This window comes from Pseudomonas sp. MWU347 (assembly GCF_017947305.1).
Classification (GTDB): Bacteria; Pseudomonadota; Gammaproteobacteria; order Pseudomonadales; family Pseudomonadaceae; genus Aquipseudomonas; species Aquipseudomonas putida_A.
Window position 1 is genome coordinate 509665 of the sequence record NZ_JAFGZB010000005.1, and the last position, 14242, is coordinate 523906.

A 14242-nucleotide genomic window follows, 5' to 3' on the forward strand; every position below is an offset into this window, starting at 1 on the left:
CCTCCATGCCCCTGCAACTGAGCTTTGCCCAGGCCAGCGCCACCGGCCCGCGCGCGGAAAATCAGGACGCCCTGCGCTTGGTGACGCCCGCCCCGGCGCTGGCCGCCAGCAAAGGCTATCTGGTCGCCATCGCCGACGGTGTCAGCCAATGCGCCGACGGCGGCCTGGCCGCACGCTCGACCCTGCAAGCACTGGCGCTGGACTACTACGCCACGCCGCAAACCTGGAGCGTGGCGCAGGCGCTGGATCGCCTGCTGCTCGCACAAAATCGCTGGTTACAGGCCAATGGCGGCCGGCAACCGTTGCTGACCACGGTCAGCGCGCTGGTTCTGCGCGGTCGGCGTTTCACCCTGGCCCACGTCGGCGATTGCCGGGTCTATCGCTGGCAGGCCGACGCTTTGCAGCGGATTTCGCAGGATCATGTCTGGGAGCAGCCGGGCATGCAGCACGTGCTCAAACGCGCGCTGGGGCTGGATCAGCATCTGGTGCTGGATTTTCTCGACGGTGAATTACGCGAGGGCGAATGTTTCGTGCTGCTCAGCGATGGCGTGTGGTCGTCTCTGGGCGATACCGCAATCGCGGCGATTCTGCGCGATCAGCCGGATCTCGATAGCGCCGCACACACGTTGGTCAACGCTGCGCATCTGGCCGGCAGTCAGGATAATGCCAGTGCGCTGCTGGTACGGGTCGATGCGCTCGGCGAAGCGAACATCGGCGATGCGCTGATTCACTTACAGCAATGGCCGCTACCGCCAGCGCTGAAAACCGGGCAGATGTTCGAAGGCTGGCAGGTGCAGGGCGTTGTCGCTCAGAGCCAGCAATCGCTACTGTATCGAGTGCTGGATGGCCAAGGTCGGGGCTGGTTGTTGAAAACCCTGCCGGCGCGGCTGGCCGATGATCCCCAGGCCGGGCAAGCCTTGCTGTCGGAAGAGTGGTTCCTCAAGCGTGTCGCCGGGCGGCATTTTCCTGAAATCCATGCCGGCACTCAGCGTCAGCATTTGTACTACGTGATGCGCGAATATTCCGGGATGACCTTGGCGCAGCTGTTTCAAAACAACAACCCGTTGCCGTTGGCGCAGTGGCAGGACATTGCCGAGCGCTTGCTGCGGGCGGTAGGCCTGCTGCATCGGCGGCAGATTCTGCACCGCGACATCAAGCCGGAAAACCTGCATCTGGGTGACGATGGCGAGTTACGTCTGCTGGATTTTGGTCTGGCGTACTGCCCCGGTCTGTCCGCTGACGCACCGTCAACGCTGCCGGGAACGCCCAGCTTCATCGCCCCGGAAGCCTTTCGCGGCGAGCCACCGAGTGCGCAACAGGATCTGTACGCGGTGGGCGTGACCCTGTTTTTCCTGCTGACCGGGCATTTCCCCTATGGCGAGGTCGAAGCTTTCCAGCGGCCGCGATTCGGCCTGCCGGTGAGTGCCGGTCGCTACCGCCCGGACGTGCCGGAATGGATTGCGCAGAGTCTGGAGCGTGGCGTGGCGGCGGATCCGCAACAGCGCTTCGAAACGGCTGAGGAATGGTTGCTGGTGCTGGAACAAGGGGAGCGGCGCAGTTTGAGTGTGCGACCCAGGCCTTTGCTGGAGCGTGAGCCGTTGACGGTCTGGCGGACGGTAGCATTGCTGGCTTTGCTGGGGAATCTGGTGCTGCTGGTGGTGTTGTTTCATCGTTGATACCGCTTCGCGCCCTTCGCGAGCAAGCCCGCTCCCACAGGGGATTTGTGAACGACTCGGTTCCACTGTGGGAGCGGGCTTGCTCGCGAAGAGGCCAGCCCAATCACAACAATTCTGTCTGCCTGAATGCCCCGCGAACGAGCAACCCGCGTCGATTCGGTGCAAAAAATCCCCGTCTATAACCGCTTCCGCCTAATAAACACGCCATTCTCCCACTTGGCACAACCACTGCATTACCCGTTTCACCATACATAAAGCCCAGCCTTCAACGACGAAGGCTGCGCTTCCCGAGAGAACGGGACCAGGACAAAGGCGTCCTCGCTAGGCAACTAGCGGGACGCCTTTTTTTTGTTTGCGCAACATTTGTCGAGCACGGCCTGACTACCCACAAGAGGCCAGCCACCGCTCCCCGGAGAACCTGATGAAAAAACTCAAACTGGTGATGATCGGCAATGGCATGGCCGGGGTTCGCACCCTGGAAGAACTGCTCAAGTTGAGCAACGAGCTGTACGACATCACGGTCTTCGGCGCCGAACCGCACACCAACTACAACCGCATCCTGCTGTCGCCGGTGCTGGCCGGTGAACAGACCTTCGAAGAGATCGTGCTCAACGACCTCGACTGGTACCTGGAAAACCACATCAAGTTGCTGCTCAACCGCAAGGTGGTGCAGATCGACCGAGTCAAACGCCGGGTGATCGCCGAGGACGGCACCGAGGCTGAGTATGATCGCCTGCTGATCGCCACCGGTTCGACGCCCTTCATCCTGCCGATCCCCGGCAATACCTTGCAGGGTGTGATCGGTTACCGCGACATCGCCGACACCCAGGCGATGATCGACACCGCCAAAACCCACAAACACGCGGTGGTCATCGGCGGCGGCCTGCTCGGCCTCGAAGCCGCCAACGGCCTGATGCTGCGCGGCATGCACGTCACCGTGGTGCACATCGGCGAATGGCTGCTGGAGCGACAGCTGGACAAGACCAGCGGCCAACTGCTGCAAACGGCGCTCGAAGCCCGTGGCCTGCATTTTCGCCTGTGCGAACAGACCCAAGCCCTGCACGACGCGGGCAATGGCCGGGTCGGCTCGGTGCAGTTCAAGAACGGCGAGATCATCCCCGCCGATCTGGTGGTGATGGCCGCCGGCATCCGCCCCAACACCGAACTGGCGGAACGCGCCGGCATTCCCTGCAACCGTGGGATTCTGGTCAACGACACCCTGCAAACCTACGATCCGCGCATCTATGCCATCGGCGAATGCGCCAGCCATCGTGGCATCGCCTATGGCCTGGTGGCGCCGCTGTTCGAACAGGCCAAGGTCTGCGCCAATCACCTCGCACAACTGGGTTTCGCCCGCTATCAGGGCTCGGTGACCTCGACCAAATTGAAAGTCACCGGCATCGACCTGTTTTCCGCCGGTGATTTCATGGGCGGCGAAGGCACCGAAACCATCACCCTCTCCGACCCGATCGGCGGCGTGTACAAAAAACTGGTGATCAAGGATGACGTGCTGGTCGGCGCCTGTCTGTACGGCGATACGGCAGATGGCGGTTGGTATTTCCGACAGATTCGTGAGAATCACGCCATCGGCGAGATCCGCGATCACCTGATGTTTGGTGAAAATTCTATCGGCGACGTAGGACATCAGGGCCAGGACAAAGCCATGAGCATGGCCGACACTGCCGAAGTCTGCGGCTGCAACGGCGTGTGCAAAGGCACCATCGTCAAGGCGATTCAGGAACACGGCCTGTTCAGCGTCGATGACGTGAAGAAGCACACCAAGGCTGCCAGTTCCTGCGGCTCCTGCGCCGGGCTGGTCGAGCAGATCCTGATCAACACCGTCGGCGGCGCGGCGGACGTCAAACCGAAAAGCGAAAAAGCCATCTGCGGTTGCAGCGACCTCAACCACGGGCAGATCCGCCAGGCGATCCGCGAACAGCATCTGCTGACCATCGCCGACACCATGAGCTACCTCAACTGGCGCACCCCGAATGGCTGTGCCACCTGCCGGCCGGCGCTGAACTATTACCTGATTTCCACCTGGCCCGGCGAAGCCAGGGACGATCCGCAATCGCGCCTGATCAACGAACGCGCCCACGCCAACATTCAGAAGGACGGCACCTATTCGGTGGTGCCACGGATGTGGGGCGGCGTGACCAACCCTTCGGAACTGCGCCGCATCGCCGACGTGGCCGACAAATACAACGTACCGATGGTCAAGGTCACCGGCGGTCAGCGCATCGACCTGCTGGGGATCAAGAAGCAGGACTTGCCGGGCGTCTGGAAAGACCTCGACATGCCGTCCGGCCACGCCTACGGCAAATCCATCCGCACCGTGAAAACCTGCGTCGGCAGCGAGTTCTGCCGCTTTGGCACGCAGAACTCGACGCAGTTGGGTATCGAGCTTGAGCACGACCTGTTCAACATGTGGTCGCCGCACAAGGTGAAACTCGCTGTCTCCGGATGCCCACGCAACTGCTCGGAAGCGGGGATCAAGGACGTAGGAATCATCGGTGTCGACTCCGGCTGGGAGATGTACATCGGCGGCAACGGCGGGATCAAGACCGAAGTCGCCGAGTTCTTCGTCAAGCTGAAAACCGCCGAGGAAGTTCGTGAATACAACGGCGCGTTCCTGCAGCTGTATCGCGAAGAAGCCTTTTACCTCGAACGCACCGTGCACTACCTGCAACGGGTCGGCATGGAGCACATCAAGCAGGCCGTGCTTGAAGATCCGGAGCGGCGCAAGGCCCTGAACGAGCGTCTGCAGTTCTCCCTGTCGTTCGAACAGGACCCGTGGAAAGAGCGTCTGGCGCAGCCGCAACTGAAGAAAGAATTCGAGGTGATCCCCGTGAAAAACCTGGAGGTGCCGGCATGAATTGGCTCGATATCTGTGCCCTGGAAGAGATCAATGCCCTCGGTTCGCGGATCATTGCCGGGCCGAAAGGCGACATCGCGATTTTTCGTACAAGCGACGACGAAGTTTTCGCCCTCGACGACCGCTGCCCGCACAAGGGCGGGCCGCTGTCACAAGGTTTGATCTACGGAAAACGCGCGGCCTGCCCGCTGCACAACTGGCAGATCGACCTGCAAACCGGCGAGGCTCAGGCCCCGGACATCGGCTGCGCGCACCATCATCCGGCCCGGGTCGAAAACGGCCGCGTGCAGTTGGCACTGCGGGATGCGGTCTGATGAACCGCCAGACGACCGCCTCGACCTGCTGCTACTGCGGCGTCGGCTGCGGCGTGCTGATCGAGCATGACGGCGAGCGCATTCTCGGCGTCAGCGGCGATCCGGCGCATCCGGCCAACTTCGGCAAATTGTGCAGCAAAGGCTCGACCCTGCACCTGACCGGCGATCTGGCCGCCCGGGCGCTGTACCCGGAGCTGCGTCTGGGCAAAGGCCTGGCGCGCAGTCGCTGCGACTGGAATACGGCGCTGGATCACGCGACCCAGGTCTTTGCCGAGACCATCGCCGAACACGGCCCGGACAGCGTGGCGTTTTACATCTCCGGACAGTTGCTGACCGAAGACTATTACGCCTTCAACAAATTGGCGCGAGCGCTAGTCGGGACCAACAACATCGACAGCAATTCCCGGCTGTGCATGTCGTCGGCAGTGGTCGGTTACAAGCGCAGCCTCGGCGCCGATGCGCCGCCGTGCAGCTATGAAGATCTGGAGCTCAGCGATTGCGTGATGATCGCCGGCAGTAACATGGCCTACGCCCACCCGGTTCTTTTCCGACGCCTTGAAGAGGCAAAATCGCGCCGACCGCAGATGAAGGTCATCGTCATCGACCCCCGACGCACCGACACCTGTGAGCTGGCGGACCTGCATCTGGCAATTTTGCCCGGCACCGATGTCGCTCTGTTCCATGGGATTTTGCATCTGCTGCTGTGGGAAGACTGGATCGACCGCGACTTCATCAAGGCGCACACCGACGGTTTGCCTGAACTGAAAAATCGGGTGCGCGATTACACCCCGCAAATGGTCGCGCAACTGTGCGGGATCAGTGTCGAGCAATTGCAGCAGTGCGCGGAATGGGTGGGCACGGCGCCAAGTTTCCTGTCGCTTTGGTGCATGGGCCTGAATCAGTCCACCGCTGGCAGCGCGAAAAACAGCGCGCTGATCAATCTGCACCTGGCCACCGGGCAGATCGGCCGGCCAGGCGCAGGACCTTTCTCGCTGACCGGTCAGCCAAATGCCATGGGCGGGCGGGAAACCGGCAGCCTGTCCAATTTGCTGCCCGGTCACCGGGAGGCAGCCAACCCCGAACACCGCGCCGAAGTGGCAGCCTATTGGGGCGTCGATCAACTGCCTGAAAACATTGGACTGAGCGCCATCGAGCTGTTCGAGCGGATGCGCAGCGGCCAGATCAAGGCGCTGTGGATTGCCTGCACCAACCCCGCACAGTCCATGCCCGATCAACACGCGGTTCGCGAGGCGCTGCAGGCCTGCCCGTTCGTGGTGTTGCAAGAAACCTTCCGCACCACCGAAACCGCCGCCTTCGCCGACCTGTTGTTACCCGCTGCCAGTTGGGGCGAGAAAGAAGGTTCGGTGACCAACTCCGAACGGCGCATTTCCCACGTGCGCCAGGCCATTCTCCCACCCGGTGAAGCGCGGCCGGACTGGGCGATCACCGTGGATTTCGCACAACGGCTGGAGCAACGTCTGCGTCCGCAACAACCAAGCCTGTTTGCTTTCGAGCATCCGGCGCAGTTGTTCGACGAATACAAACAACTGACCCGTGGACGCGATCTGGACCTGTCGGGCATCAGCCATCAATTGATCGATGAACTGGGACCGCAGCAGTGGCCCTTCCCCACCGGCGCCCGACAAGGCACCGCGCGTTTGTATGGCGACGGGATTTTTCCCACGGCCAACGGTCGTGCGCAGTTTGTTGCCGATCCTTATCGCGCGGCCAAAGAACAACGCGATGCACGGTTTCCGCTGACCCTGATCACCGGCCGTCTGCGCGATCAATGGCACGGCATGAGCCGCACCGGCACCGCAGCGCAATTGTTCGGGCATGTCAGCGAAGCGCTGTTGAGCCTGCATCCGGACGAAATGCGCCGTCATCGTTTGCAGCCGGGGGATCTGGTCAACCTGAAGAGTCGGCGCGGTGCGGTGATTGTGGCCGTCGGCAGCGATGACGGCATACGTCCGGGCCAGGCCTTTTTGCCGATGCACTGGGGCGAGCGCTTTCTCAAGGGCGGAGTAAACAGCCTGACCCTGGCGGCCTTCGACCCGCTGTCGAAGCAGCCCGAACTCAAGCACAGCGGCGTGCGTCTGGAACCGGTGAATCTGCCATGGCAGCTCTTCGCACTCATCGAGGGCGATGTTCAACGGCATTTCGAGACACTACGACCCCTGTGTGAGGCGTTTTCCTACGTCAGCCTCAGCCTTGCCGGACGTGAACGGCCCGCGCTGCTGATACGCGCTGCCAGCGCCACGGCGCCGGAGCCGCAACTGCTGCGCGATATCGATCAGTGTCTGGCGCTGCTCGACGGGCCGGTACTGGCCTACGACGACGCGCGTCGCGCCATCGGCAAACGGGTACGCATCGAAAACGGCCGCATCACCGCGATCCGCCTGGCCGGCGAAACCCTGGCCCAGCATTGGCTGCAGGGGCTATGGCTGGAGGGCCGCGCCGATGAACAACTGCGACGCTGGCTGCTGGCACCGATGAGTGCGCCGCCGGGCAGTGCCGGTTTGCAGGCCAATCCGGGAAAAACCCTATGCAACTGCCAAAACGTCAGCCACAGCGCGGTGTGTGCCGGGATTCGCCAGGGTCTCGATCTGCAAGGCCTCAAACGACAACTGGGATGCGGCACGCAATGCGGTTCGTGCGTCCCGGAAATCAAACGATTGCTGGCGGCCGATCTGCAGCCGGTATCCAGCTGATAAGGAAAACACCATGAATGCAAAAGTCTGGCTGGTGGGTGCAGGTCCCGGTGATCCCGAACTGCTGACGCTCAAAGCGGTGCGCGCATTGCGTGAAGCGCAGGTGGTGTTGATTGACGATCTGGTCAATGCCGCGGTGCTGGAGCATTGCCCCACCGCGCGAATCATTGCCGTGGGCAAACGCGGCGGCTGTCGCTCGACACCGCAGGCGTTCATCCATCGGCTGATGTTGCGTTATGCGCGCCAAGGCAACTGCGTGGTGCGGCTCAAGGGCGGTGACCCGTGCATTTTCGGTCGTGGCGGCGAAGAGGCGCAGTGGTTACGCGAACGTGGGATTGAGGTCGAGTTGGTCAACGGTATTACCGCCGGACTCGCCGGCGCGACGCAATGCGATATTCCGCTGACGTTGCGCGGTGTGGCGCGCGGGGTGACGCTGGTGACCGCGCACACCCAGGACGACAGTCAATTGAACTGGCAAGCGTTGGCGCAAGGTGGGACGACACTGGTGATTTACATGGGGGTGGCCAAGCTTGGCGAGATTCGCGATCAGCTATTGGCCGGCGGGATGGCGGCAGATACCCCGGTGGCGATGATCGAGAATGCCTCTCTGCCAGAACAGCGCGAGTGCCGCAGTGATCTGATGAGCATGAGTGACGACGCCTGCCGGTTTGAGCTCAAGAGCCCGGCCATACTCGTCATCGGCGCAGTGGCTGCCATTGCAGAGCAAAGGATCGCAGTCTCCGGCAGCTCCCCCATGGGAACTGTGTACGCCCTGTAAAGCCAAATCGCAGGCAAAGAAAAGCCCGGCCTGAGCCGGGCTTTTCTCGTAGCGGCAGCTAATTACTTAGCTTGAGCTTCAACCTGCGCTTCTACGCGACGGTTAACAGCACGGCCAGCTTCAGTTTTGTTGTCAGCAACTGGGCGGGATTCGCCGTAGCCGATCGACTGAACGCGGGACGACTCAACACCGTACTGCTGGGTCAGAACCTGCTTAACGGCGTTTGCACGACGCTCGGACAGTTTCTGGTTGTAAGCGTCAGGACCGACGGAGTCAGTGTGACCTTCAACAGTGGTGTGAGTTGCTGGGTACTGCTTCATGAAGTCAGCCAGGTTCTTGATGTCAGCGTAGCTGTTTGGCTTGACGACCGACTTGTCGAAGTCGAACTTCACGTCCAGCTCTACACGAACAACTTCAGCAACTGCTGGGCAGCCATCAGCGTCAACAGTTACGTTGGCTGGGGTGTCCGGGCACTTGTCAACGTTGTCGCAAACGCCATCGTTGTCGCTGTCGGAGCAGACTTCAGCCGGAGCTGGAACTGGAGCAGCAGCTGGCTTGCCGCCGCCACCGAAGTTCACACCCAGACCAACCGATGGAGCGTAGTCCCAACGGCCGTTGTCCAGTTTGTAGTCAGCTTCTACGCCAGCACGGGCGAAGAAGTTTTCAGCGAAGTAGTACTTAACGCCAGCGCCAGCAGTCAGGAAAGTCGACTGGTCGCGACCGGTGTGGCCGTCAGCAGCTACGTTGGTCAGGTTGCCGTGCTTAACACCACCTTCAACGTAAGGACGCAGAGCGTCGCCAGCGTTGTTGAAGTGGTACTGAGCGGTCAGACCGAAGTTGTCACCGCGCAGTTTCTGGCTACCGGTACCGTCGTTCGAACGGGTGTGGTTGTTACGATCCCAGCCGAAGTTGATCGAGACGTCGTCGGTCAGGAAGTAACCGATTTTGGCGCCTGGGTTGAAGCCGTCTTCGACATGATCAATGCTGTCGTTGTACTGCTTCTTGTAGTTGATCTCGCCTTCAACTGCGCCTTGGCCTTGTGCCAGTGCGCCGAACGAAGTAGCGGCAATAAGAGAACCAATGGCCAAGCCCAAGGTGTTTTTCAGTTTCATCCGTTAAATCCCCATCTGGTGATTGTGAAGCAGTCCCGCAAACCGGGGGACAACTCGGCGGCAAGTCTATCAGAACTTGCCTACACGTAAGAGATATTTGCGCTGAACTAAGTTTCAGCAATGCCTGCAAATTTCTCACGCAATTTGTCTAGAGCACGTTTGTACCGCATTTTTGTCGCACTCAAACCCATGTGCATGATGTCTGCGATCTCCTGAAACTCCAGCTCTGCGACAAATCGTAGCACCAGAATTTCACGGTCAATCGGGTTCACATACACCAGCCAGCGATCGAGTCCGCCCTTCTCCTCGGGTTTCGGCGCCTTTTCTTCCGACGCTTCTTCCAGCGGGTCCAGACTCAAGGCGTCCATCAAGCGACGCTTTCGCCGTTCCTTCCGATACTGCGTGATGCATTCGTTATACGTGATGCTGTAGAGCCAGGTTTTGAACTTCGATTTCCCCTCGAAGTTCTTCAGGCCGTACAGCACCTTAAGCATCACTTCCTGACAGACATCGTCTGCGTCGCGATCGTTCCCAAGATATCTCGCACAAACGTTAAATAATGTTCGCTGGTAACGCCGCATCAGCTCTTCATAGGCGCGCGTCACGTGAAACAGCTCGGTATGCGAGCGCGCGACCAACTCCTCATCAGAGAGCTCACGGGGGTCATAGCGCGTGGATAGCGTTTGGGCTTTATTCAAAACAAGTCGTGCCGACAGTCAGGTCAATGTCCGCCGCACCCCTCTCAGGGCATTTTGCGGCGGCATACATTAGCAGGGTTTGCCGGGTTAGCGGCTACTCACATGCTGTTCCAGCAGGATCCGATTGGAAAGTGAGACTAGCTCACCCTCATCGGTCAGCAATGTGGTTTTAACCGTGCCGATCTCTTCGATCTGGCCTTCGACCTCGCCAACACGCACTTGTTGCCCAACCTGATACAACTCACGCACATAGATTCCCGCAAGAATCTGACCGGCAATTTCCCGGCTTCCCAAACCCATGGCCAGCGCAACGGCCAGACCAACGGTAATCAATACGATGACAATCACATGGTTCAGCAGGTCAGTCTTGACCTCGAGCTGGCTGATCGCGACCGAGATACTGATGATGATCACCAGCCCCTGGGCGATTCGGCCCAAACCCGAAGCGTAGTCCAGCCCTACGCCTTCTGCCGCTCCGCGCACCAGGCCGTTGGCCAATTGCGCGAGCAAAACACCCACCAGCAACACCAGCGCGGCGCCGAAAACCTTCGGCAAATACAACGCCAGCATGTCCAGCGTAGCTGAAACTCGCTCAAGTCCAAGGGACTCTGCTGCAGAAACCAGGAAAATCAGCAGAACGAACCAGTAAACAATCTTGCCGATCAAGGTCGAGATCGGCACTTGCAGGCCGGCCCGCGACATCAACTTGGTCAGACCGGTGCCGCCCATCAGGCGATCAAGGCCCAGTTTGGCGAGCAATTTGGACAGCAAGGTATCGAGCAGCTTGGCCACCACGAAACCCAACAGCAGCACCACCAGTGCGCCGAACAGGTTCGGGATGAAGTTGGCGACTTTGGTCCACAACGCAGTCATTGCAGTGACGAGGCTCTGAGTCCAGAGATCAAGTTCCATATTCAATCAGCCTTATCAGCAGTGCGTGCAGTAGTTTTACGAAGACGGGAAACCGGCGAGACGTGGGCCGATCCGTTATTCAGGGCGATCATCAGCGCGGGCAGCCAGCGGCCCAGCAGGCTGAACAGATCACCGGCGCCCACCTGGCGGTTGGCGGTTTTGAGTACGCGACCCAGGCATGCGTCGTCGTCACGGCTGGACGGCGAGGCGTTGAGCATGTCGCGCAAAGACTGTTCAAACGGATCGTGCATACGCACCTCTCGTGATGTCTGTGAAAGACGCGGGCAAATTTGGTCGGGTCACATGTTGCATATTCACACCCAGCGCAAACGGCGGAATAACCACCATTGACCGAAGGCCATCGCCAGCACCGTCAGACAGGCAATCAGGAAACCATAAGGGCTGCTCGAGAACGGAATGCCGCCCACATTGATGCCCAGCAGGCCGGTGAGAAAACTCATCGGCAAAAAGATGCAGGTGATGATGCCGAAGCGGTACATCGTGCGATTCATGCGCACGTTCAAACGCCGGTCTTCGGCCTCCAGCACAAGCCCCATGCGCTCTCGGGTCAATTCCAGCTCTTCGAGATAGCGCGTCAGGCTGTTGTTCAATTCGTTCCAGTAGTCAGCGTCATCGTCGACAAACCACGGCAGTTTTATCCGGGTCAGTTGTCCGAAAATATCCCGCTGCGGTGCCAGAAAACGCTTCAGTCCGGCCGCCCGGCGGCGGATGTGCAAAATAGAGCCATGCTCGGGGGTATACCGTTCGTCGGCATCCAGTTTTTCTTCCTCTTCATCGACCAGTTCCGACAGGCAGGTGACCAGATCCTGCACCTTGTTGGTGAGGAATTGCGCCAGATACAGGATCAGTTCAGAGGAAGTTTTCGGGCCTTTGCCTTCGCTTAGCAGCGCCAGCAGCTCATCGGTGGCACGCAGCGGACGCAAACGCAGCGAGATGACCCGTTGCGCCGACGCGAAAATCCGCACCGAGACCATGTCTTCCGGCTCGGCGCCGGGGTTGAGGTTGACCCCGCGCAGAAACAGCAGAAGTTCGGCATCCGGCAACGGCAACAGGCGTGGCCGGGTGTTCTCTTCCAGCAGCAGGTCGCAGGCAAATTCATTCAGGCCGCTGGATTTGCGCAGCCAGGTCTGGGTTTGCGGATGGCTGCGATCCCAATGCAGCCACAGGCTCTCATGGGCCTGCAGTTGCAGATCGTCGAGCTCAGTCCGGGCAATCGAACGCGCACCGCCTTTACCGTCCAGCACCAGGGCATGCACCAGCCCCCACTGCGCGTTTTCTTCCTCGAACATCCGCATCCCTTTGTCGAAAAACTTATTCAGGCATCTGCAGCGGACTTGGCGAAACGATCACGCCGTTGTTGTCCGCATAGATGTAGTGGCCCGGGTGGAACGTCACGCCGGCGAAAGTCACCGGTACGTTGAGATCGCCGATACCGCGCTTTTCGGTTTTCATCGGATGGCTGGCCAACGCCTGAACGCCGAGATCGGTCTGAGCAATAACGTCGACGTCACGGATACAACCGTAGATGACCAGCCCTTCCCAGCCGTTTTTCGCGGCCTTCTCGGCGATCATGTCGCCCAGCAGCGCGCGACGCAGCGAACCGCCGCCATCGACCACCAACACCTTGCCGTTACCCTTGAGTTCGGCTTGCTCTTTGACCAGCGAGTTATCTTCGAAACATTTGATGGTCACGATTTCGCCGCCGAAGGAATCACGGCCGCCGAAATTGCTGAACATCGGTTCCAGCACCTGCACCAGCTCCGGATAGGCGTCGCACAGGTCAGGCGTGAGGTAATGGTTCATCGAAAAACTCCTGTAAAAAGGAAGACGATCAAGGATGTCGCACTCTTTTGAAACGAGTCCCGGCGGTCGCTGTTTACCTTAGTTCATGCAATGGTCGCTGAACGAACCTGAACAAACGCTGAAACGTAATAGCTAAACAGCCACCAAATATGACCAGAACCGCACAATGCGTCATATCTTAGCCGCAAGGCGACCTGAACGAAATGCCCTTTTCAGAGCCCCGGACTCAGACCGCAGCGGCAAGATCCGGCTTGTCGCCGAGCAACGGCGTCTGCTGATCGTTCAACCAGCGTGCCACCAGCGGCCAGACCTCGGCCTGCGCCGCCTTGCTCACCAACATCTCGACATGCCCGAAGTTGTCGCTGAAGCCCTGCTCGCGCCCCAGATTGACGAACTGTTTGTGCTCGGAGCCGATCTGCTCGAACAGTTTGCGACAGGCCCACGCCGGATCCTGATGATCGCCCGCCGCGGTCACTGCCAGCACCGGCACCTGAACCTCGGCCAGGCCGGCCCACCAGTCCTTGTCCTTGTCGCCAAAACGCCCGAACAAGCCGTACCAGCGCATGCTTTCCAGCGCCAGCCCGATCGGCTCGTCTTCCGGGCCGCGCTTGAGGCGTGAGCCGGACAACTGCGCGAAACGCTTGAGAATGAAGCGCCCGCTCCACTCCACCGGTGGAATCTTCAGCGGCCAGTACGTGCGGCTGACCTGCGTGCCGAAAAACGCCGCCGAGGCCACGGCCGGCTCGCCGAGGTATTCGCCACCCAGCGCCGCCGCCAGCGTGATGCCGCCCAGCGAATGGCCGATCCAGTGCGGCACCTGCCCGCTCTGCTCGCGGACGAACGCGGCAATCGCCGGCAGATCGTAACGGGCGTAGTCGGCTACGCGGTTGCGCCGGTAGTCCTCGTTGCGCTGCGACAGGCCGTGACCGCGCATCTCCGGGATCCACACGTCGAAGCCCAGACGGGTCAGGTACGCACCCAACCCGAGGCCCTTGGGGGAAAACCAGAAGCGCCGATTGGAAAAACTGCCGTGCAACAAAATCACCGGCACGCCGCGTGGTGTCGTGTCGTCGGCCATGCCCAAGCGGGTCACGGCGATTTCCACGGACCAGTCGGGACTGTTGCCGGGTTTGAGTCGATACACATCTTCGCTCAGATCACCGCGACGTTCGGCGCTGATCAGGGCGACAGGAAACAGGTTGCTGCTGCTTTGCATAATGCTCTTGCACAAAAAAGGGCGGCATCTACAGGAGCCCGCCCTACTTCAATCTCAAAGCCCCCGACCTTTGTGGGAGCGGGCTTGCTCGCGAAAGCGGTGTATCAGCCAACATTTGTGGCGGAT

The 14242-nt window shown here is 60.3% G+C and carries 12 protein-coding genes; 5 read left to right on the plus strand and 7 right to left on the minus strand.

What is annotated here, in order from left to right:
- Nucleotides 1-5: 5 nt before the first annotated feature.
- The 5 genes from KCG87_RS13995 to cobA all read left to right on the plus strand — a co-directional run bounded on the left by KCG87_RS13995 (nt 6) and on the right by cobA (nt 8354).
- A complete protein-coding gene (locus KCG87_RS13995) occupies nt 6-1676 on the plus strand; it encodes a bifunctional protein-serine/threonine kinase/phosphatase (RefSeq protein WP_210557459.1) in 1671 nt (556 codons plus the stop codon).
- 421 nt (nt 1677-2097) lie between these two features.
- On the plus strand, nt 2098-4551 hold the full coding sequence (gene nirB, locus KCG87_RS14000; protein ID WP_134785853.1) for a nitrite reductase large subunit NirB: 2454 nt from the start codon (nt 2098-2100) through the stop codon (nt 4549-4551).
- On the plus strand, nt 4548-4865 hold the full coding sequence (gene nirD / locus KCG87_RS14005; protein WP_210557457.1) for a nitrite reductase small subunit NirD: 318 nt from the start codon (nt 4548-4550) through the stop codon (nt 4863-4865). The genes nirB and nirD overlap by 4 nt, the downstream gene beginning before the upstream one ends.
- Nucleotides 4865-7576 (plus strand): nitrate reductase, encoded by a 2712-nt coding sequence (locus KCG87_RS14010; protein WP_210557455.1) that lies wholly within the window; start codon nt 4865-4867, stop codon nt 7574-7576. The genes nirD and KCG87_RS14010 overlap by 1 nt, the downstream gene beginning before the upstream one ends.
- Before the next feature lie 13 nt (nt 7577-7589).
- Nucleotides 7590-8354, plus strand: coding sequence for a uroporphyrinogen-III C-methyltransferase (cobA, locus tag KCG87_RS14015; RefSeq protein ID WP_027613289.1), 765 nt, complete (start codon nt 7590-7592; stop codon nt 8352-8354).
- A 62-nt stretch (nt 8355-8416) separates the two neighbouring features.
- Here cobA and KCG87_RS14020 read toward each other — a convergent pair whose 3' ends face one another.
- The 7 genes from KCG87_RS14020 to KCG87_RS14050 form a co-directional block, all read right to left on the minus strand.
- Nucleotides 8417-9466, minus strand: a complete 1050-nt coding sequence (locus KCG87_RS14020) for an OmpA family protein (protein WP_027613290.1) — start codon at nt 9464-9466, stop codon at nt 8417-8419.
- Nucleotides 9467-9573: 107 nt separating this feature from the next.
- The gene (gene sigX / locus KCG87_RS14025; RefSeq protein ID WP_011333251.1) at nt 9574-10164 is read right to left on the minus strand and encodes an RNA polymerase sigma factor SigX; all 591 of its coding nucleotides are present in this window, start codon (nt 10162-10164) and stop codon (nt 9574-9576) included.
- 87 nt (nt 10165-10251) lie between these two features.
- Nucleotides 10252-11076: a mechanosensitive ion channel domain-containing protein gene (locus tag KCG87_RS14030; protein ID WP_007916401.1), complete on the minus strand. Its 825-nt coding sequence runs from the start codon at nt 11074-11076 to the stop codon at nt 10252-10254.
- 2 nt (nt 11077-11078) lie between these two features.
- Entirely contained in the window at nt 11079-11327 is a 249-nt protein-coding gene (locus KCG87_RS14035; RefSeq protein WP_003223293.1) for a hypothetical protein, read from the minus strand.
- 63 nt (nt 11328-11390) lie between these two features.
- Nucleotides 11391-12386 carry a zinc transporter ZntB gene (locus KCG87_RS14040; protein ID WP_027613291.1) on the minus strand — a complete coding sequence of 332 codons (996 nt, stop codon included), beginning with the start codon at nt 12384-12386 and terminating at the stop codon, nt 11391-11393.
- A 22-nt stretch (nt 12387-12408) separates the two neighbouring features.
- On the minus strand, nt 12409-12900 hold the full coding sequence (gene rraA / locus KCG87_RS14045; RefSeq protein WP_047599043.1) for a ribonuclease E activity regulator RraA: 492 nt from the start codon (nt 12898-12900) through the stop codon (nt 12409-12411).
- Between the two features lie 226 nt (nt 12901-13126).
- Nucleotides 13127-14116, minus strand: coding sequence for an alpha/beta fold hydrolase (locus tag KCG87_RS14050; protein WP_027613293.1), 990 nt, complete (start codon nt 14114-14116; stop codon nt 13127-13129).
- Between the last annotated feature and the right edge of the window lie 126 nt (nt 14117-14242).